The organism is Citrobacter farmeri (genome assembly GCF_019048065.1).
GTDB classification, from domain to species: Bacteria; Pseudomonadota; Gammaproteobacteria; order Enterobacterales; family Enterobacteriaceae; genus Citrobacter_A; species Citrobacter_A farmeri.
This window is the reverse complement of sequence record NZ_CP077291.1, coordinates 1,350,401-1,370,471: the sequence shown is the minus strand read 5'-3', so window position 1 is coordinate 1,370,471 and position 20,071 is coordinate 1,350,401. Positions and strand designations below refer to the sequence as shown.

General features: G+C 54.8%; 21 protein-coding genes. 9 read left to right on the top strand and 12 right to left on the bottom strand.

Annotated elements, in window-relative coordinates:
• Window positions 1-36: 36 nt before the first annotated feature.
• Window positions 37-870 (bottom strand): xanthosine phosphorylase, encoded by an 834-nt coding sequence (gene xapA / locus I6L53_RS06350; protein WP_042317688.1) that lies wholly within the window; start codon window positions 868-870, stop codon window positions 37-39.
• A 237-nt stretch (window positions 871-1,107) separates the two neighbouring features.
• Between xapA and I6L53_RS06345 the strand changes: the two genes are divergently transcribed.
• Window positions 1,108-1,446, top strand: coding sequence for a FlxA-like family protein (locus I6L53_RS06345; protein ID WP_042317687.1), 339 nt, complete (start codon window positions 1,108-1,110; stop codon window positions 1,444-1,446).
• On the opposite strand, the gene I6L53_RS06340 is transcribed toward I6L53_RS06345, so the two are convergent.
• Window positions 1,437-2,363: a LysR family transcriptional regulator gene (locus I6L53_RS06340; RefSeq protein WP_042317686.1), complete on the bottom strand. Its 927-nt coding sequence runs from the start codon at window positions 2,361-2,363 to the stop codon at window positions 1,437-1,439. The genes I6L53_RS06345 and I6L53_RS06340 overlap by 10 nt on opposite strands.
• Before the next feature lie 89 nt (window positions 2,364-2,452).
• On the opposite strand from I6L53_RS06340, the gene I6L53_RS06335 reads away from it, so the two are divergent.
• Window positions 2,453-3,451: a bile acid:sodium symporter family protein gene (locus I6L53_RS06335; RefSeq protein WP_042317685.1), complete on the top strand. Its 999-nt coding sequence runs from the start codon at window positions 2,453-2,455 to the stop codon at window positions 3,449-3,451.
• On the opposite strand, the gene I6L53_RS06330 is transcribed toward I6L53_RS06335, so the two are convergent.
• From I6L53_RS06330 to zipA, 3 genes are all read right to left on the bottom strand, one after another.
• Entirely contained in the window at window positions 3,448-3,666 is a 219-nt protein-coding gene (locus I6L53_RS06330; RefSeq protein WP_042317684.1) for a DUF3820 family protein, read from the bottom strand. The two genes, I6L53_RS06335 and I6L53_RS06330, sit on opposite strands and share 4 nt — an antisense overlap.
• 1 nt (window position 3,667) lies before the next feature.
• A complete protein-coding gene (gene ligA, locus I6L53_RS06325) occupies window positions 3,668-5,683 on the bottom strand; it encodes an NAD-dependent DNA ligase LigA (RefSeq protein WP_042317683.1) in 2,016 nt (671 codons plus the stop codon).
• A 72-nt stretch (window positions 5,684-5,755) separates the two neighbouring features.
• Window positions 5,756-6,784, bottom strand: coding sequence for a cell division protein ZipA (zipA, locus tag I6L53_RS06320; RefSeq protein ID WP_042317682.1), 1,029 nt, complete (start codon window positions 6,782-6,784; stop codon window positions 5,756-5,758).
• Between the two features lie 230 nt (window positions 6,785-7,014).
• On the opposite strand from zipA, the gene cysZ reads away from it, so the two are divergent.
• The 5 genes from cysZ (at window position 7,015) to crr (ending at window position 11,875) form a co-directional block, all read left to right on the top strand.
• Window positions 7,015-7,776: a sulfate transporter CysZ gene (gene cysZ / locus I6L53_RS06315; protein ID WP_042317681.1), complete on the top strand. Its 762-nt coding sequence runs from the start codon at window positions 7,015-7,017 to the stop codon at window positions 7,774-7,776.
• A 163-nt stretch (window positions 7,777-7,939) separates the two neighbouring features.
• Window positions 7,940-8,911: a cysteine synthase A gene (gene cysK, locus I6L53_RS06310; RefSeq protein WP_042317680.1), complete on the top strand. Its 972-nt coding sequence runs from the start codon at window positions 7,940-7,942 to the stop codon at window positions 8,909-8,911.
• 382 nt (window positions 8,912-9,293) lie between these two features.
• Window positions 9,294-9,551 (top strand): phosphocarrier protein Hpr, encoded by a 258-nt coding sequence (gene ptsH / locus I6L53_RS06305; RefSeq protein WP_000487600.1) that lies wholly within the window; start codon window positions 9,294-9,296, stop codon window positions 9,549-9,551.
• A 46-nt stretch (window positions 9,552-9,597) separates the two neighbouring features.
• Window positions 9,598-11,325 (top strand): phosphoenolpyruvate-protein phosphotransferase PtsI, encoded by a 1,728-nt coding sequence (ptsI, locus tag I6L53_RS06300; RefSeq protein ID WP_042317679.1) that lies wholly within the window; start codon window positions 9,598-9,600, stop codon window positions 11,323-11,325.
• Between the two features lie 40 nt (window positions 11,326-11,365).
• Window positions 11,366-11,875 (top strand): PTS glucose transporter subunit IIA, encoded by a 510-nt coding sequence (gene crr / locus I6L53_RS06295; protein WP_000522253.1) that lies wholly within the window; start codon window positions 11,366-11,368, stop codon window positions 11,873-11,875.
• A gap of 110 nt (window positions 11,876-11,985) precedes the next feature.
• On the opposite strand, the gene I6L53_RS06290 is transcribed toward crr, so the two are convergent.
• On the bottom strand, window positions 11,986-12,225 hold the full coding sequence (locus I6L53_RS06290) for a hypothetical protein (protein WP_042317678.1): 240 nt from the start codon (window positions 12,223-12,225) through the stop codon (window positions 11,986-11,988).
• Window positions 12,222-13,088: a pyridoxine/pyridoxal/pyridoxamine kinase gene (pdxK, locus tag I6L53_RS06285; protein ID WP_042317677.1), complete on the bottom strand. Its 867-nt coding sequence runs from the start codon at window positions 13,086-13,088 to the stop codon at window positions 12,222-12,224. Before pdxK ends, I6L53_RS06290 begins: the two co-directional genes overlap by 4 nt.
• 82 nt (window positions 13,089-13,170) lie before the next feature.
• On the opposite strand from pdxK, the gene ptsJ reads away from it, so the two are divergent.
• Together ptsJ and I6L53_RS06275 are read left to right on the top strand one after the other, a co-directional pair.
• Window positions 13,171-14,466, top strand: coding sequence for a MocR-like B6 salvage transcription factor PtsJ (ptsJ, locus tag I6L53_RS06280; RefSeq protein WP_042317676.1), 1,296 nt, complete (start codon window positions 13,171-13,173; stop codon window positions 14,464-14,466).
• A gap of 13 nt (window positions 14,467-14,479) precedes the next feature.
• On the top strand, window positions 14,480-15,196 hold the full coding sequence (locus I6L53_RS06275; RefSeq protein ID WP_042317675.1) for a type 1 glutamine amidotransferase: 717 nt from the start codon (window positions 14,480-14,482) through the stop codon (window positions 15,194-15,196).
• A 36-nt stretch (window positions 15,197-15,232) separates the two neighbouring features.
• Here I6L53_RS06275 and cysM read toward each other — a convergent pair whose 3' ends face one another.
• From cysM to cysP, 5 genes are all read right to left on the bottom strand, one after another.
• Window positions 15,233-16,144, bottom strand: a complete 912-nt coding sequence (gene cysM, locus I6L53_RS06270; RefSeq protein ID WP_042317674.1) for a cysteine synthase CysM — start codon at window positions 16,142-16,144, stop codon at window positions 15,233-15,235.
• A gap of 66 nt (window positions 16,145-16,210) precedes the next feature.
• Window positions 16,211-17,308, bottom strand: a complete 1,098-nt coding sequence (gene cysA / locus I6L53_RS06265) for a sulfate/thiosulfate ABC transporter ATP-binding protein CysA (RefSeq protein ID WP_042317673.1) — start codon at window positions 17,306-17,308, stop codon at window positions 16,211-16,213.
• A complete protein-coding gene (gene cysW, locus I6L53_RS06260) occupies window positions 17,298-18,173 on the bottom strand; it encodes a sulfate/thiosulfate ABC transporter permease CysW (RefSeq protein WP_042317672.1) in 876 nt (291 codons plus the stop codon). The genes cysA and cysW overlap by 11 nt, the downstream gene beginning before the upstream one ends.
• Window positions 18,173-19,006, bottom strand: coding sequence for a sulfate/thiosulfate ABC transporter permease CysT (gene cysT, locus I6L53_RS06255; protein ID WP_042317671.1), 834 nt, complete (start codon window positions 19,004-19,006; stop codon window positions 18,173-18,175). The genes cysW and cysT overlap by 1 nt, the downstream gene beginning before the upstream one ends.
• On the bottom strand, window positions 19,006-20,022 hold the full coding sequence (cysP, locus tag I6L53_RS06250) for a thiosulfate/sulfate ABC transporter substrate-binding protein CysP (protein ID WP_042317670.1): 1,017 nt from the start codon (window positions 20,020-20,022) through the stop codon (window positions 19,006-19,008). The genes cysT and cysP overlap by 1 nt, the downstream gene beginning before the upstream one ends.
• Between the last annotated feature and the right edge of the window lie 49 nt (window positions 20,023-20,071).

Genomic DNA, 20,071 nt, shown 5'->3' with positions numbered 1-20,071 from the left:
CCCCGCCTGGAGGCGGGGTCATTATTATTATCTGTTTCAGGCCAGTTTGCGCAGGAACCCGCAAATCAGGTCGATAAAGTTTTGTCGTGAAAGTTCAGCCGCCGCCAGGGTTTGCGCGTGCGAGAGTTTCACATCCCCCAGGCCTTCCGCCAGATTGGTGATCGCCGACACGGCAACCACTTTCAGTCCGCAATGGCGGGCGGTGATGACTTCAGGCACCACCGACATTCCCACCACGTCACCGCCGATAATCTGCATCATGCGGATCTCAGCGGCTGTCTCAAAGTTGGGCCCAGGGTAGGAAACAAACACCCCTTCACTCAGCGAAAAGCCCTCGTCAGCCGCGACGGTCTGCAAAACCGCGCGATAATCGGCGTCGTAGGCATTAGCCAGCGAGAAGAAACGCTCACCAAAGCGTTCATCGTTCGGCCCAACCATCGGCGTTCCCGGCATGGTGTTAATATGGTCACTCAGCGCCACCAGGCTCCCCGGTCCCACTTGCGGACGCAGAGAACCCGCTGCATTGGTGCAGAACAGCAGTTCGCAACCCAGCAGCTTCATCGTGCGAATAGCGTCGGTCATGACGGTCATGCCGCGTCCTTCGTAGAAATGCCCGCGCCCTTTCATACAGGCGACGGGGACCCCGGCCAGATGGCCAAGCACTAACTCGCCCGCATGCCCGTGAACAGTACTCACCGGGAAACCCGGCAGCTTCTCGTAGGAAATCGCCACCGCGTCTTCTATCTGCTCAGCCAGCGCGCCTAAACCCGATCCCAGGATAAAGGCGACGCGCGGCGTGAAGTCAGGTTTGTAACCGCGAATAATATCAGCGCTGTTCCAGGGATTCTGGGAAAAGTGGGAGTGGGTCATGAGATGTCCTTATAATCGGCTAATCACTCATTGAGTGAGGGAAGTAATGGTTATAACCAGAGCACGCAATCGATTACCAATACAGTTTTCCCTGCCGATCGATAGTAAATATGTATTGATATAGCGAATAAAAACCGTTGCAAGAGAAAAAGTGTCGCTGCCAGAAATGGCAGGTGGTACTGAAGGTCCGCTAACGTCTGCCGATATCGTAGTTTTAATGGCAAAAGGAAAACCATAATGACCACGATTAACGTCTCAACCCCTTCCGTGCAAAGCGGCGGGGGAACCAAAGCCGCCTCCGGTAACAGCCTCTCTGCACAAATCGCGCAGATTGCAGAGAAAATCACCCAACTGACGCAGAAGCTAAAAGAGGTGCCGGACGGCAGCGGCAGTGCCGAAGAGAAGAAGAAGCAGCAGGAATTGATACAGACTCAGATCAAAGTGTTGCAGGCACAGCTGGCACAGTTACAGCGCCAGCAGGTCGAAGAGGCCCAGCAAAAGCAGGAACAAACACAGCTCAAAGCGGAAGGCGTTAACTATCCTTCCGATGACCATCAGGTTGACGTCTATATCTGATAGAGCGGATCCTGTGCACGTAAATCCGTTAATTCATTTGCCTGGGTGCGAACCACCTCCCACAGCGCCTGGGCTGCTGTCGACAGCGAGCGGTTTTTGCGCCGCGCCAGCATCAACTGTCGTTCCACTACCGGCGTCAGGCGCTTCACCTGCAAATGGCTCCCCTGCGGCAGCGGTAGGGCCAGCGCAGGCAAAATGCTAATGCCTATCCCCGCTTCCACCATCGGAAACAGCGTCGCCGGATGGCCAATCTCCTGCACAATATTGGCCTCTATTGCAAAGTGCGCGAGCGCCGCGTCAATCAGCGGCCGACTCCCCGACGCGTAATCCTGCAACACCAGTCGTTCCTGTTGGAGATCCTGCCAACTCACCCACTCCTGTTGTGCCAACGGATGCGCCTGGTGACAGAGCAGAAGAAAGGGTTCGGACAGTATCGCTTCGCACTGCAAATCGCTCACCGCACCGGGATCAATCACAATACCAAAATCCACTTCCCCCTGGCGGATACTCTCCAGCACCCACTGCTGCGGTCGATCGTGCAGAACAAAGTCGATCGCCGGATAACGCTGATTGCTTTGGGCAATGCACTGCGGAATGAGATGGGCGGAAATAGTCTGGCTTGCCGCGACGCGGACTGTACCGGCAAGTTGCGTGCCCACCCTACCCGCTTCCCGCAGCGTGATATGCAGTTCATCCAGCAGTCGCTCCAGGCGGCCCGCCAGCTGTTGCCCGGCTTCCGTCAGCACGACTTCACGCGTCGTACGGTCCAGTAGTTTCACCCCTGTCTGACGCTCCAGTTCTTTGATACTGTGACTGACTGCCGACTGACTCAGACCAATACACTCACCAGCCCGGCTGAAACTTCGCTCCTGAGCAACGGTGACAAACACACGTAATTGACGCAGTGAATAATTCATCAACTTGATTCATATATAGATGCAATAAATCAATTTTATTTCTCAAAATGAAAAACGCAAAATGAGGACACTGAATTCCTGGAGTATTTATGAATATTTTTCGTATCCTTGATCCGTTTACCCTGACCCTGGTTACGGTCGTTCTGCTGGCCTCATTTTTTCCAGCGGAGGGAGATTTTGTTCCTGTCGTTGAAGGCATTACCACTGCCGCCATTGCGCTCTTGTTTTTTATGCACGGGGCAAAGCTCTCGCGCGAAGCCATTATCGCTGGCGGCAGCCACTGGCGTTTGCACCTGTGGGTGATGTGCAGCACCTTCATTCTGTTCCCGGTGCTTGGTGTACTGTTTGCCTGGTGGGCGCCTGTCAACGTTGACCCGATGCTCTACACCGGTTTCCTGTATCTGTGCATTTTGCCCGCTACGGTGCAGTCGGCGATTGCCTTTACATCGCTGGCGGGAGGGAACGTTGCGGCAGCGGTCTGCTCGGCGTCGGCCTCCAGCCTGCTGGGGATTTTCCTCTCCCCGCTGCTGGTCGGTGTGGTGATGAATATTCACGGCGCAGAAGGGAGTCTGGAACAGGTTGGAAAAATCATGCTGCAACTGCTGTTGCCGTTTGTGCTCGGACACCTTTCCCGTCCGTGGATCGGCAAATGGGTTGCGCAAAATAAAAAATGGATTGCGAAGACAGACCAGACGTCGATTCTGCTGGTGGTCTATTCGGCCTTCAGCGAAGCCGTCGTTAACGGGATCTGGCACAAAGTGGGCTGGGGATCGCTGCTGTTTATCGTCGTGGTCAGCATTGTGCTGCTCGCCATCGTGATTGCCGTAAACATTTTTGTGGCGCGCAAATGCGGCTTCAACAAGGCCGACGAAATCACGATCGTCTTCTGCGGGTCGAAAAAGAGCCTGGCGAACGGCGTACCAATGGCCAATATCCTCTTTCCGACGTCCGTTATTGGGATGATGGTGCTACCGCTGATGATCTTCCACCAGATCCAGTTGATGGTCTGCGCGGTACTGGCGCGTCGCTACAAGCGCCAGACTGAACAGTTACAGGCGCAGCAGAACAGCCGCGCCGCAAAAGCTTAAAGCGGACGTTTCAGGGGCTGAACCAGTTGGCTCAGCCCTTCGGTTTTGATCAGCAGCGTAATTTGCATCAGCTCACCCAGTTTACCCGCCGGGAACTCATCCTTACGGGCAAACCACAGCAGATACTCTTCCGGCACATCGATCAGCCGACGCCCCTTATATTTACCAAACGGCATCACCGTATTGGCAATCTCAACGAGCTGCTCTTTTTCCATCTCAGACACCCAGCAGACGGAGCATTTCCGCTTCGTCAATCACTGCAATACCCAGTTCCTGCGCTTTGGCCAGTTTGGAACCTGCCGCTTCGCCGGCAATGACCAGATCGGTCTTCTTTGAGACGCTGCCCGCCACTTTCGCACCGAGTTCCACCAGTCGCGCTTTAGCATCATCACGCGACATCTGACTCAGGCTCCCTGTCAGAACGACCGTTTTCCCGGCGAAAGGACTGTCGATTTCTTCCGCATTGATAACCACTGGCGCTGGCCAGCGAATGCCTTCCGCCAACAGCTGTGCGATCACCTCGCGGTTGCTCTCTTCGGCAAAGAAGTTGAACACATGGGTGGCGACCACAATGCCCACGTCCGGCACTTTTTGCAGCTCGTCAATAGACGCGGCTTCCAGCGCGTCCAGCGTACCAAAAAAGGCCGCCAGGCTTGCCGCAGTGGCTTCGCCGACTTCCCGGATCCCCAGCGCATACAGGAAGCGCGCAAAGGTCGTTTCTTTCGATTTTTCCAGCGCATCCACCACATTTTGCGCCGACTTCGGCCCCATCCGGTCGAGACCGGTCAGTTTACCGGCGGTCAGCCTGAACAAGTCCGCCGGCGTATGGACGTACTCTTTCTCAACCAGTTGATCGATAATCTTGTCACCCATCCCGTCCACATCCATTGCCCGACGAGAGACGAAATGCTTGAGGGACTCTTTACGCTGCGCCCCGCAAATCAGGCCACCGGTACAACGAGCGACCGCTTCACCTTCCACGCGTTCGACGTCGGAATTGCAAACCGGACAATGCGTCGGAAACGCCACTGGCCGCGTATCGTCCGGACGCTCGGAAAGCACCACGTTTACCACCTGCGGGATGACATCGCCAGCACGGCGAATCACCACCTTATCGCCAATGCGCAGTCCGAGACGCTCGATTTCATCGGCGTTATGCAGCGTGGCGTTACTCACCAGCACGCCCGCAACCTGCACCGGCTCAAGGCGCGCAACGGGAGTAATCGCCCCGGTACGCCCCACCTGGAACTCCACGTCACGAACAAAGGTCATCTGCTCCTGCGCCGGGAATTTAAAAGCCACCGCCCAGCGCGGCGCACGCGCGACGAAGCCCAGTTGCTCCTGAAGCGCCATGGAGTTGACCTTAATCACTACGCCGTCAATGTCAAAGCCCAGCGTCGGACGGTCTTCTTCCACCTTGTGGTAAAACGCCAGCACGGCCTCCGGGGAGTCGCACAGGGTCACGCGATCGCTGACCGGCAGCCCCCACGCTTTGAACTGGAGCAGGCGGCCCAGATGGGTATCGGGTAGTTCACCACCTTCCAGCACCCCAACGCCATAGCAAAAGAAAGTGAGCGGTCGCTTCGCAGTGATACGCGGATCGAGCTGGCGCAGTGACCCCGCTGCCGCGTTACGCGGGTTGGCAAACAGCTTACCGCCCGTTCGGCGAGCTTCGTCATTGATCTTTTCAAAGCCAGCCTGTGGCAGGAAAACCTCGCCACGCACTTCCAGACGGGTCGGAATGTTATCGCCACGGAGTTTCAACGGAATGGCGCGGATCGTCCGCACGTTTGAGGTGATATCCTCACCGGTCGTGCCATCGCCACGGGTTGCGGCGCTTACCAGCACCCCGTTTTCATAGAGGATACTGACTGCCAGACCGTCCAGCTTCAGCTCACAGCACCAGGTCAACTTATCGCTGCTCTTAAGGCGGTCCTGTACGCGTTTGTTAAACGCCAGGAAGCTCTCTTCATCAAAGACGTTGTCCAGCGACAACATCGGCACTTCATGACGAATCTGGCTGAAAGACGCCAGCGGCGCAGCGCCTACACGCTGAGTCGGCGAATCCGGAGTGATCAGTTCCGGGTGTTGCGCTTCCAGTTCACGCAGTTCGCGCATCAGACGGTCATATTCCGCATCCGGGATTTCTGGCGCATCCATCACATGGTAAAGATACTCATGATGGCTAAGCGTGGTTCGCAGTTCGGTAATTTGTTGTTCGATTGATTCCATATCGCACCATCAATGATAAAAAACCCCCGACAGGCGGGGGTTCAGAAAGGAAGTTGTCGTGCCTTGAGTGTATCAGGCGTTCGCGTCTTTCACTTCACGGATACGGTCCTGATACTCGCGCAATTTTTGCGGCGTCATCATCCGACGCTGATCGTCAAGCACTACGCCACCGACTTCATCGGCAATGTGCTGTGCGGATTGCAGCATCAGTTTGAAGTTTTGCAGTTCATCACCATAAGACGGCACCTGCATAAAGATGGTCACGCCCGGCGTGGTGAAGTCGACCATTTCTGGATCAAACGTGCCCGGGTTAACCATATTTGCCAGGCTGAACAACGCTGGACCGCTGCCATCCGGACTCAGATGACGATGGAAGATATTCATGTCGCCAAATTTGAAGCCGGCTTGCTGGATGCTATTGAGCAGCACCTCACCGTTCAACTCGCTGCCATGATGGGCGGCGACGTTCATGATGATCACGGCTTCTTTACGCTGCGGTTTTTCCGGAGCTGGCGCTTCCTCAACGACGGGCTCAGGCTGCGGCTCGATCACGGGCTCTGCGGGCTGGAAGGCCTGCTGAGACGGCTGTGGCGCAGTTGGCTGAACCGGCTGAACCTGTGGCGCAGCGGGCTGTTGTTGAACCGGTTGCGGCTGATGCACAGGTTGTTGTGGCGCAGGCTGATGCACCGGCTGCGGCTGAACGGATTGCTGCGGCGCTGGCTGCGGCTGCTGTACCGGCGGACGCTGGGCATGCTGCGGCTGTACCGGCACTTCAGGCGGTTGCTGAACCGGCTGACGCGGTTGTGCCGACGCATAAGGCGGCTGGTACTGGTGTTGCGGCGACTGGCGAGGAGCTTCATGCTCCTGTGGGTTACCAGGGGCATGATTCACGCGGTGAACACGAACTTCACCGACGCCTTCGTCTGCGTCAACATCATCGTCATACGAGTCGTCGTCGCGTTTTGATTTCATGCGTTTCAGTGGACGATCGCGGAACATAGAAGATCGTTCTTTACGGCTGGTCCAGAAACCATGTACCAGTAAAGCGATTATGGCGATCGCGCCAACAATGATTAATATCAGACGCAAATCCTGCATCATTATATTCTCTGTTGTTCTAACACCTTGCCACCACGGCAAACATTTACTCACTAAGAGTATTTGCCGATTACGTCAAGTGCAAGTGTACTCTTAGCTTTCACAGCATAAAGATGAACGAAATTGTGCTTTTTGCTGTTTTTTCGAACATTTCCGAACTGTTCTGCATGCGATAACCCGGTAAGATACCCGTGTTCGCTTAGGACTTATACTAAAAGGAGCATGTCCTGACTATGGTGTCATCATCTGTCACTGCACCACGCAGCGGTTTTTATTACTTTGCTCAGGGATGGAAACTGGTTTCACAGCCAGGGATCCGTCGCTATGTCATTTTGCCGCTACTGGTAAACATCCTGCTGATGGGCAGTGCATTCTGGTGGTTATTCACACAATTGGACGTTTGGATCCCATCATTAATGCGTCACGTCCCCGATTGGTTGCAATGGCTGAGCTATCTGCTGTGGCCTGTCGCCGTCCTCTCTGTGCTGCTGGTGTTTGGTTACTTTTTCTCGACCCTGGCTAACTGGATTGCCGCGCCGTTTAACGGGCTACTGGCGGAGCAACTGGAAGCGCGGCTGACCGGCGCAACGCCGCCGGACACGGGGATTCTGGGCATCATGAAAGATGTGCCGCGCATTATGAAACGCGAATGGCAAAAACTCGCCTGGTATTTGCCGCGCGCCGTTGTGCTGCTAATCCTCTATTTTATTCCCGGCATCGGACAAACCGTCGCCCCCGTATTGTGGTTCCTGTTCAGCGCCTGGATGTTAGCGATTCAGTATTGCGATTACCCTTTTGACAACCATAAAGTACCGTTTAAAGAGATGCGCACCGCCCTGCGCAGCCGTAAGGTCATCAATATGCAGTTTGGTGCGCTCACCAGTCTGTTTACCCTGATCCCGGTACTTAATCTCTTCATCATGCCAGTGGCGGTTTGTGGCGCCACCGCGATGTGGGTGGATTGCTATCGTGCTAAACACGCGTTATGGAAGTAATGCAAAAATGTGTAAACGAGAGGTGGCTTATGCCACCTCTTATTCCATACTGATCCCCATTATTTCTCCATAGCATATAGATATGCGAAATCTTTACTTCCCCATCTCAGTCTGAAGGGTATGCTGGGAAGGTATCCCAATTTCATACAGTTAAGGACAGGCCATGAGTAAGATTTTTGAAGACAACTCGCTGACTATCGGTCATACGCCGCTGGTTCGACTGAACCGTATCGGTAACGGACGCATTCTGGCGAAGGTGGAATCACGTAACCCGAGCTTCAGCGTGAAATGCCGTATCGGTGCCAATATGATTTGGGATGCTGAAAAACGCGGCGTGCTGAAACCTGGCGTTGAACTGGTTGAGCCCACCAGCGGCAACACCGGTATCGCGCTGGCCTATGTTGCGGCGGCGCGTGGCTACAAGCTGACGCTGACCATGCCCGAAACCATGAGTATCGAACGTCGTAAGCTGCTGAAAGCGCTGGGTGCCAATCTGGTGCTGACCGAAGGCGCGAAAGGCATGAAAGGCGCGATTCAGAAAGCGGAAGAAATTGTCGCCAGCGATCCAGAGAAATACCTGCTGCTTCAGCAGTTCAGCAACCCGGCTAACCCGGAAATTCACGAGAAAACCACTGGCCCGGAAATCTGGGAAGATACCGATGGTCAGGTTGACGTCTTTATCTCCGGCGTGGGGACTGGCGGTACGCTCACCGGTGTCACCCGCTATATTAAGGGCACCAAAGGCAAAACTGACCTGATTACCGTTGCCGTTGAGCCGACGGATTCCCCGGTCATTGCTCAGGCGCTGGCCGGTGAAGAGCTGAAACCAGGTCCGCACAAAATTCAGGGTATCGGTGCCGGCTTTATTCCAGGTAACCTGGATCTGAAACTGATCGATAAAGTGGTTGCCATCACCAACGAAGAAGCGATCTCCACCGCCCGCCGTCTGATGGAAGAAGAGGGTATTCTTGCTGGTATCTCCTCCGGAGCCGCAGTGGCTGCCGCGCTTAAACTTCAGGAAGATGAAACCTTTACCAATAAGAATATTGTGGTTATCCTACCATCATCGGGTGAGCGTTATCTGAGCACTGCACTGTTTGCCGATCTCTTCACAGAGAAAGAATTGCAACAGTAATGCCAGCATGTTAAAAACGCGTAAAAAAGCACCTTTCCAGGTGCTTTTTTGTGGCCTGCTTCAAACTTTCACCCCACCTGCCATTGCTTCACCCCGCCAGGTCTGGTATTTAACCTGATTAATTATTTTGAAGCGCGAAATTAATCGTTACAGGAAAACTGCTGGCTGAATCGATTTTATGATTTGGTTCAAGTATTGATTTAGCGGCATAATGTTTAATGACGAGCGAAACGTCAGCGGCCAGAGGTTGACTGCAACGGATTGCGTAAAACACCTGGTGTGTCGCGCCCGTTTACGCCGGCGCTAACAATACAGGCTAAAGTCAAACCGCCAGGCTAGACTTTAGTTCCACAACACTAAACCTATAAGTTGGGGAAATACAATGTTCCAGCAAGAAGTTACCATTACCGCTCCGAACGGTCTGCACACCCGCCCTGCTGCTCAGTTTGTTAAAGAAGCGAAAGGCTTCACTTCTGAGATTACTGTGACTTCCAACGGCAAAAGCGCCAGCGCGAAAAGCCTGTTTAAACTGCAAACTCTGGGTCTGACTCAGGGTACCGTCGTTACTATCTCTGCGGAAGGTGAAGACGAGCAGAAAGCGGTTGAACATCTGGTCAAGCTGATGGCGGAACTGGAATAAGTTTTTCCGGGTTCTTTTAAAAATCAGTCACAAGTAAGGTAGGGTTATGATTTCAGGCATTTTAGCATCCCCGGGTATCGCTTTCGGCAAAGCACTTTTGCTGAAAGAAGACGAAATCGTCATTGACCGGAAAAAAGTTTCTGCCGACAAGGTTGATCAGGAAGTTGAACGTTTTCTGAGCGGTCGTGCCAAGGCATCTGCACAGTTAGAAGCGATCAAAACGAAAGCTGGTGAAACGTTCGGTGAAGAAAAAGAAGCCATTTTCGAGGGGCATATCATGCTGCTCGAAGATGAGGAGCTGGAGCAGGAAATCATAGCCCTGATTAAAGATAAACACATGACGGCTGACGCAGCTGCGCATGAAATTATCGAAGGTCAGGCCACTGCCCTGGAAGAACTGGATGATGAATACCTTAAAGAACGTGCGGCTGACGTACGTGACATCGGTAAGCGCCTGCTGCGCAACATCCTGGGCCTGGCAATCATCGACCTGAGCGCAATCAAGGACGAAGTGATCCTGGTTGCCGCTGACCTGACCCCGTCCGAAACCGCACAGTTGAACCTGCAGAAGGTGCTGGGTTTCATTACCGACGCGGGCGGCCGCACCTCCCACACCTCTATCATGGCGCGTTCTCTGGAACTACCTGCCATCGTGGGTACCGGTAGCGTGACCTCTCAGGTCAAAAATGACGACTATCTGATTCTGGATGCCGTAAACAACCAGGTTTACGTCAACCCGACCAACGAAGAAATTGAAAAACTGCGCGCTGTTCAGGAGCAGGTTGCCTCTGAGAAAGCGGAACTGGCTAAACTGAAAGACCTGCCGGCGATCACGCTGGATGGTCATCAGGTTGAAGTGTGCGCCAACATCGGTACCGTGCGTGACGTCGAAGGTGCAGAGCGTAACGGTGCGGAAGGCGTTGGTCTGTATCGTACTGAATTTCTGTTTATGGACCGCGACGCGCTGCCGACTGAAGAAGAACAGTTTGCAGCGTACAAAGCCGTGGCTGAAGCCTGTGGCTCTCAGGCCGTGATCGTGCGTACCATGGACATCGGCGGCGACAAAGAGCTGCCGTACATGAACTTCCCGAAAGAAGAGAACCCGTTCCTGGGCTGGCGCGCTGTGCGTATCGCGATGGATCGTAAAGAGATCCTGCGCGATCAGGTTCGCGCTATCCTGCGCGCGTCTGCTTTCGGCAAACTGCGCATTATGTTCCCGATGATCATCTCTGTTGAAGAAGTCCGCGCGCTGCGCAAAGAGATCGAAATCTACAAACAGGAACTGCGTGACGAAGGTAAAGCATTTGATGAAACCATTGAGATTGGCGTGATGGTGGAAACACCGGCAGCGGCAACCATTGCTCGTCATTTAGCCAAAGAAGTTGATTTCTTTAGTATCGGCACCAATGATTTAACGCAGTACACCCTGGCAGTTGACCGTGGTAATGATATGATTTCACATCTCTACCAGCCAATGTCGCCATCTGTCCTGACGCTTATCAAGCAGGTTATTGATGCTTCTCATGCTGAAGGTAAATGGACTGGCATGTGTGGTGAGCTTGCAGGCGACGAACGTGCTACACTTCTGTTGCTGGGGATGGGTCTGGACGAATTCTCTATGAGCGCCATTTCTATCCCGCGCATTAAGAAGATTATCCGTAACACGAACTTCGAAGATGCGAAGGTGTTAGCAGAGCAGGCTCTTGCTCAACCGACAACGGACGAGTTAATGACGCTGGTTAACAAGTTCATTGAAGAAAAAACAATCTGCTAATCCACGAGATGCGGCCCAATTTACTGCTTAGGAGAAGATCATGGGTTTGTTCGATAAACTGAAGTCTCTGGTTTCTGATGATAAGAAAGACACCGGAACTATTGAGATTGTTGCACCGCTCTCTGGCGAGATCGTCAACATCGAAGACGTACCGGATGTCGTTTTTGCTGAAAAAATCGTGGGTGATGGCATCGCTATCAAACCAACCGGTAACAAGATGGTTGCACCGGTTGATGGCACTATCGGCAAAATCTTTGAGACCAACCATGCGTTCTCTATCGAATCCGATAGCGGTATCGAACTGTTTGTTCACTTCGGTATCGACACCGTTGAGCTGAAAGGCGAAGGCTTTAAGCGCATTGCTGAAGAAGGCCAGCGTGTGAAAGTGGGTGACCCGGTTATTGAATTCGATCTGCCGCTGCTGGAAGAAAAAGCCAAGTCTACCCTGACTCCGGTTGTTATCTCCAACATGGACGAAATCAAAGAACTGATCAAACTGTCCGGTAGCGTGACCGTAGGGGAAACCCCGGTTATCCGCATCAAGAAATAATTCTTGCCGCAGGAAAAAATGGCGCCTTCTGGCGCCATTTTTTTATACACGTTATCAGGCCTGGGCGATTTGTCACCACGGAACCAGGCCATCCGGCATCGGTACGGCGGTCATAGTGGCGAGGTCACCGGGCGATAACACTTTTCACGCATCAGGATTTTCATCCCATCCGGCCCGCTCTCCAGCATCCGCTTTTCTGAATCAGACACCAGCAGTTCACACTGATAGCCGCCCGTAATGCCAAACATCGCGCGCGCCACGCAGATATCTTCCAGCGCATTCAGCCCGCTGGTTTCAAAATGCCCGACGATGCGCCCCTGCTGGCGCACCACCAGTCGATAGCTCTTCATCGCGCCTCCCCTGCCGGAGGCAGTATTAGTTCGTCACACCCGCATTGCTGCGTCCAGGTCATCACCTCCAGCACGCGTTCTGCAGCCTGTTGCGTTGCCTGCGTCAGTGTTTTTCCCAGCACAATGCCACTAATTAACTCAGCACAAAACAGATCGCCGGTCCCTTTCAGATCGGTTTCTACACGCGGGTGTTCAATCACATCCAGCGTTTGCGCTGTCACCACCGCCACAGTGATGGTGTCACCGTCCTGCCCTGGTGCGCTGGTGATCACAATCCACTTCAGCGTGTCGGTCAGCAACGATCTCGCCGCGACGACAGCCTCCTCCAGCGTGCGGCACGACATGCCACTGAGCATCTCAAGCTCAAAAACATTCGGCGTCAGCCCCTGCGCCAACGGCAACAGATGAAGTCGATAGGCATCCGGAATCTCGGCTTTCACATACATCCCGCTGTCAACGTCGCCAATCACCGGATCGACCAGAACCGCGATGTCCGGATGCGTGTCACGCACGATTTTCAGCCACTGCGCCAGTCGCGCAATTTGCTCCGCGCTGCCCATGTAACCGGTTGTCACGGCCTTTAACTCGCGCAGCGCATCGCGCTCATTAAGCGCCAGCAAATAGCCACTGAACCAGTCAGCCGGGATCACCCCGCCATAAAACGTGTCATAGTGCGGAGTATTACTGAACAGAACGGTAGGCACCGCTGTCACCCGCAATCCCTTTGCTTTGATGGCAGGTACAGCGATGCTGTTGCCAACGCTGCCATACACCACCTGTGACTGAACGGCGACAATATCGGTCTGTAACGCCCGATGCTTATCGTCGAAGAGCACTGACTGAATATCACTCTCCTGCCCCATAGACTTCTCCTCTCACTGGACAGCGGGCTGATGCCTCACTATTATCGTCATATGCTAAAATTCATTTTGTCATAGGTCAATAATGATCGACGGAAAAACCGCCAGCGAAATATTTGACAGTATACGTCAGCACGTAACCAGTGGCGTGTTGCCTGCCGGTGAAACACTGCCTCCGGTGCGGGAACTGGCAGCGCAACTCAACGTGAATCGCAATACCGTCGCGGCGGCCTACAAACGCCTGGTCACTTCCGGGTTGGCGCAAAGTCGTGGCCGCAATGGTACCGTCATCAAAAGTGCTTCTGTGCCCATCGCGCGGGAAGGCGGCGACCCACATACGCCACTGCACGATCTCTCCAGCGGAAATCCAGATCCGACTCGTCTGCCCGACCTGAGTCGCTACTTTGTAAATCTCCATCATGGTCACCGTCTGTACGGCGACGCGCCCGTTTCACCGGAGCTAAAGCGCTGGGCCACACAATGGATGCAGAATGCCGTTCCCGCCGCGGGCGAAATTGATATCACCAGCGGCGCGATTGATGCCATTGAGCGCCTGCTGAGCGCCCATCTGCTACCGGGCGACAGCGTGGTGGTTGAGGATCCCTGTTTTTTAAGCAGCATCAGCATGCTGCGATACGCCGGATTCAGCGCCAGCCCGGTGAGCGTCGATAGCGAAGGGATGTTACCCGAAGGGCTTGAACAGGCGTTGAGTAAAGGCGCGCGCGCGGTGATCGTTACGCCACGGGCGCACAACCCGACAGGATGCAGTTTAAGCGCCGCACGCGCTGGCGCGTTACAGGCTATCCTTGCGCGATATCCGCAGGTGCTGGTCATTGTTGACGACCACTTTGCGCTGCTTTCAGCTTCCGCATGGTATCCGGTAATTGCAGCCGAAACGCTCCACTGGTCGGTCGTTCGCTCAATGTCGAAAACGCTGGGGCCGGACCTGCGCCTTGCCATTGTCGCCAGCGATCCCGCGACCTCGGCAAAGTTACGCCTACGCCTTAACGCTGGCAGTCAGTGGGTCAGCCACATTTTGCAGGATCTGGTTTACGCCTGTCTGACGGACCCCGCCTGGCAGCGAACCCTCACAGAATCCCGCCAGTTTTATGCTGAACAGCAGCGTAAACTGGCTCAGGCGCTGCTCACGCAAGGCATCAGCAATTTCTTCCCCGGCGATGGCCTGAACCTGTGGCTACCGCTCGCTGAAGCCAGTCAGAACACCGCATTCGCGCTGGCGAAATCTGGCTGGCTGGTGCGTGAAGGCGAAGCCTTCGGCGTCAACACCCCCGCACAGGGACTGCGCATTACCCTGTCCACACTCAACGACAACGACATCAACCGCCTGGCCGCCCATCTTCATCAGGCGCTGAGCCAATAACAGGAGAGCATCCGTGCACGTCCATTTTATCATTCACGAGTCGTTTGAATCGGCAGGCGCTTATTTGCCGTGGGCTGAAACACGCGGTCACAACATCACCTGGACTCGCGTCTACGACAACGAACCCGTTCCGGCTAACGCCGATGGCTTTGATATGCTGGTCGTTTTCGGCGGCCCACAATCACCGCGCACCACGCTCGCCGAGTGCCCTTACTTTGATTCTCTGGCCGAACAACATCTGATCAACCAAGCCATCTCGGCGGGTCGTATTGTGGTCGGGATCTGCCTGGGCTCACAGCTGATTGGGGAGGCGCTGGGAGCCAAAGTCTGCCAGAGCCCGGAGAAAGAGATTGGTCACTATCCCATCACCCTGAGCGAAGCAGGAAAGCAGCATCCGCTGGTAGCCCACTTCGGATCCCCACTAATCGTCGGTCACTGGCATAACGACATGCCAGGGCTTACCGATCAGGCAACGGTACTTGCCACAAGTGCCGGGTGTCCACGGCAGATAGTGCAGTACGGTAATTTCGTTTACGGCTTTCAGTGCCACATGGAATTTACCGCCGAGGCTGTGGAAGGGCTGATTCAGCACTCTGAGCAGGAGCTGGCAGAAGCCAAAGGGAAGCGCTTTATTCGCTCAAATGCGGAAATGCGTGAATGGGATTACCGGGAGATGAACGAAAAGCTCTGGCAGTTCCTGGATCTGCTGGTAAAAAAACGCCAGCGTTAACTGACATAGCCCGGCCAGGGCCGGGCTATGTGGTGATTAAATCCCTGCGCCCTGGCTGAAGTGTTCTTCGCCAAACACACCAGTAGAGAGATAACGATCGCCGCGATCGCAAATAATCGCCACTACCACCGCGCCCGGATTCGCTTTCGCAATCCGTATCGCGCCGGCCACTGCGCCGCCTGAACTGACGCCACAGAAGATCCCTTCACGTACAGCCAGTTCACGCATGGTGTTCTCCGCATCTCGCTGGTGAATATCCACCACCTGATCGACAAGCTGAGCATTAAAAATGCCCGGCAGGTATTCCGCTGGCCAGCGGCGAATCCCCGGAATGCTGCTGCCCTCTTCCGGTTGCAGCCCCACAATCGTCACCGGTTTCTCTTGTTCGCGCAGAAAGCGGGAAACGCCGGTGATGGTGCCCGTAGTGCCCATACTGGAGACAAAATGGGTGAGGCGTCCGGACGTTTGCTGCCAGATTTCCGGCCCTGTGGTGGTGTAATGCGCGTACGGATTATCAGGGTTGTTGAACTGGTCCAGCAGTTTACCTTCGCCGCGCTGGGCCATTTCCAGCGCTAAATCGCGCGCCCCTTCCATTCCCTGCTCTTTAGTGACCAGAACCAGCTCGGCACCGTAGGCGCGCATCGCCGCACGACGCTCCTGACTCATGTTGTCTGGCATCAGCAGCTTCATACGATAACCTTTCAACGCGGCAATCATAGCCAGCGCAATGCCGGTATTGCCGCTGGTCGCCTCAATTAACACGTCGCCAGGATTAATCTCGCCGCGTTTTTCCGCCTCAACAATCATCGATAATGCAGCACGATCTTTCACCGAACCTGCCGGGTTATTGCCTTCCAGTTTGACCCAAATTTCACTGCCATTATCCGGTGTCAGGCGCTGGAGTTTCACCAGAGGCGTATTGCCAATTGTTTGTTCTAATGTGTTCACGCACGCTGTCCATAAAAAAGCCCGGATCGCGTTGCGCCTCCGGGCGATAAACATACAGATAACCTATCAAGCACTTTGTGCCAGAGCAAGTTCCTCTTCGCGGGTCTCAATACGCTGATTGCCATCATACAACCGTGCGTTTTGCAGCCCGACAAACAGACGCTCGCCGCGCACCGGGGCATCGTCTCCCTGCATAACCACCGTCAACGGTTCGTGATACCACCCGAGTGGCTGCACAACTAATTGGGTGTAGTGGCCTTTCGGGCTGGCTTCGATGACCTGTACCGGCAAGGGTGAATCCAGACTGGTACGGCGACTGATGTCGACTTCCCACGGACGCAGGAACAGATCGACCGGTCCCTGATACGCTGGCGTATAGCCCAGCGGCCAGCGGTGGGCGCCAACATGGAACTGTCCGCCGCGAATGGTGCCCTGCAGGCGGTTAACTTCGCCCATAAACTCCAGCACAAAGCGGGTCGCCGGTTCACGCCATACCTGGTCTGGCGCATCGGCTTGTTCAATATGGCCCTGACTCATCACCACCACGCGATCCGCCACTTCCGTAGCCTCTTCCTGATCGTGCGTGACAAAGACGCTGGTGAATTTCAGCTCTTCATGCAGTTGACGCAACCAACGGCGCAACTCTTTTCGTACCTGCGCATCGAGGGCACCGAACGGTTCATCCAATAACAGAATTTGCGGTTCAACGGCTAAGGCGCGGGCCAGCGCGACACGCTGTTTTTGTCCACCTGAAAGCTGCGCCGGGAAGCGATCCGCCAGGTGTGCCAGTTGCACCATCTCCAGCAGTTTCGTCACCTTCGCTTTGATTGCTGCCGCATTGGGGCGCTCACGACGCGGCAGGACGCTCAGGCCAAAGGCGATATTGTCAAACACCGTCATATGGCGGAACAGCGCATAGTGCTGGAAGACAAAACCGACTTTACGATCGCGCGCATGCAGGCGACTGACGTCCGTGCCGTGGAAACGAATATGGCCGCTGGACTGATGTTCCAGTCCGGCAATAATGCGCAGCAGCGTGGTTTTTCCGGAACCGGACGGCCCCAGCAGCGCAACCATCTGACCTGAAGGAATATCCAGTGAGATATCGTTCAGCACCTGGGTGCGACCAAAAGACTTCTTAATATTGGCAATCTCAATGCTCATGATTTTCCTCCTGTTGCGCGCGTTTTTCCTGATTCTCCAGGCGCCATTGCAACATGCTCTTCAAAAACAGGGTAATAATCGCCATCAGCGTCAGCAGCGCGGCGGCGGTAAAGGAGCCGACGGTGTTGTAATCCTGCTCCAGTAATTCAATCTGTAACGGCAGCGATAGCGTTTCCCCGCGAATCGAGCCCGACACTACCGACACCGCGCCAAACTCGCCAATCGCACGGGCGTTGGTCAGCACCACGCCATACAGCAGCGCCCAACGAATGTTCGGCAACGTCACGCGACGGAACATCTGCCAACCGGATGCGCCCAGCAAAATCGCCGCCTCATCCTCCTGGCTGCCCTGGCTGAGCATCACCGGCACCAGCTCACGTACCACAAACGGACAGGTGACGAAGATAGTGACCAGCACCATCCCCGGCCAGGAGAACATAATTTGCAAGTTATGCTCATCCAGCCAGCTGCCCAGCGGACCATTCGAGCCGTAGAACAGCAAATACACCAGCCCCGCCACCACCGGCGAGACAGCAAAGGGAATGTCCAGCAATGTCAGCAGCAACTGGCGCCCCGGAAAATTAAAACGGGTCACCAGCCAGGCCAGCAGAATACCGAACACCAGGTTCACCGGCACCGCAATCAGCGCAATCAGCACCGTCAGCCAGATGGCGTGCAGCATATCCGGGTCGGTCAGATTCTGTAGTACCGGCATCAGCCCAAGGCTAAACGCTTTGGCGAAAATGTAGAGCATCGGCACCAGCAGGATAAACGCCGACACCAGCATACCGGTGCCAATCAGAAACCATTTTCCCCAGTTAATACGGGGGGCGTCATAACGCTTCAATTGAGTAACTTCCGCCATTAGTGACCTACCACACGTCGGCCAAAGCGACTTTGCAGAGTGTTAATCGAAAACAGCAGCAGCAACGATGCCGCGAGGATCACCGAAGCAATCGCGCTGGCGGCAGGGTAATCGAACTCCTGCAAACGAACAAAAATCATCAACGAGGCCACTTCCGTTTTCCAGGCGATATTACCGGCGATAAAAATCACCGCGCCGAACTCGCCGAGGCTGCGGGTAAACGACAGCGCCACGCCAGCCACCAGCGCCGGCGACAGTTCCGGCAGTACCACTTTGCGAAAGCTCTGCCAGCGACTTGCGCCGAGCGTTTCCGCCGCTTCTTCATATTCCGGGCCTAACTCTTCCAGCACCGGCTGCACGGTACGCACCACAAACGGAATGCTGGTAAAAGCCATCGCCACCGCGATACCAAGCCAGGTGTACGTCACCTTGATATCAAACTTCGCCAGCCATTCGCCGTAAAAACCGTTAACGGAAAACAACGAGGCCAACGTCAGACCTGCGACTGCCGTCGGCAGAGCAAACGGCAGGTCCATCAGCGCATCCAGCAGCGTCCGTCCCGGGAAGCGATAGCGGGTTAAGATCCACGCCATCAGCAGGCCAAACACGCCGTTAAAAATCGACGCCACAAACGCCGACAGCAGCGTCACCTTATAGGCGGCGACCACCTGCGGATTGGTGATCACCTCCCAGTATTGCGCCCAGCTCATCTGCGCCAGTTGCATCACCAGCGCACTGAGCGGCAGCAACAAAATCAGGCAAACAAACAGCAGACTGGTGCCCAGACTTAAAGTAAAGCCGGGCAGCACGCGTCGGGAGGAGACTGCAAACATTACTTACGCCCCGCCGCCAACAGTTTGTCCAGTTCGCCACCGCTGGTGAAATGGGTTTTCATCACCTCAGGCCAGGAGCCAAACTTTTCTTCCACGCGGAACAGTTCGGTCTGCGGGAATTTATCTTTCAGCTTGTCCATCACCTCCGGGTTGTTCACGCGGTAGTAGTAGTCGGTGATGATGGTTTGCGCCTGCGGGCTGTACAACCAGTTCAGATAGGCTTTTGCCGCTTTCTCGGTGCCGTTGGCCTGTACGTTTTTGTCCACCCAGGCGACCGGGAACTCGGCCAGAATATTGGTTTTCGGGATAACGACTTCAAAACCCTGCGCTTCATACTGTTTGCGAATGTTGTTCACTTCAGACTCGAAGCTTATCAACACATCGCCCAGTCCGCGTTCAGCAAACGTGGTCGTCGCGCCGCGACCACCGGTATCAAACACTTCGACGTTTTTCAGGAACTGCGTCATGAACTGTTCGGTTTTGGCTTTATCGCCGCCATCCGCGCTATCGGCTGCGCCCCATGCGGCCAGATAAGTGTAACGCGCGTTACCGGAGGTTTTCGGATTCGGGAAGATCAGTTTCACGTCAGTTCGGACAAGGTCATTCCAGTCATGGATGTTCTTCGGGTTGCCTTTACGCACCAGGAATCCCATCGTGGAGTAGAACGGTGAACTGTTGTTCGGCAGGCGGCTTTGCCAGTCCGCCGGGATCAGCTTGCCTTTGTCATGCAGGATCTGCACGTCGGTCACCTGGTTGTAGGTCACGACATCGGCTTTCAGCCCTTGTAAAATCGCCAGCGCCTGCTTTGAAGAGCCCGCATGCGACTGCTTAATGGTCAGCTTATCGCCAGCGTTATCTTTCGCCCACTGCTGTTCGAACGGCGGGTTAAGGGCAGCAAACAGTTCTCGGGAGACGTCGTATGAGCTATTCAATAGCTCCGTCGCCTGCGCCTGACCGACCAGTAACAGCGACGCCATCAGCGTCAGATATCTTTTTTTCAGTAAGTTAACGGCCATTGCGCACCCTTATAAATTTGATGACTTTCTAATAGCCATAATATTTATA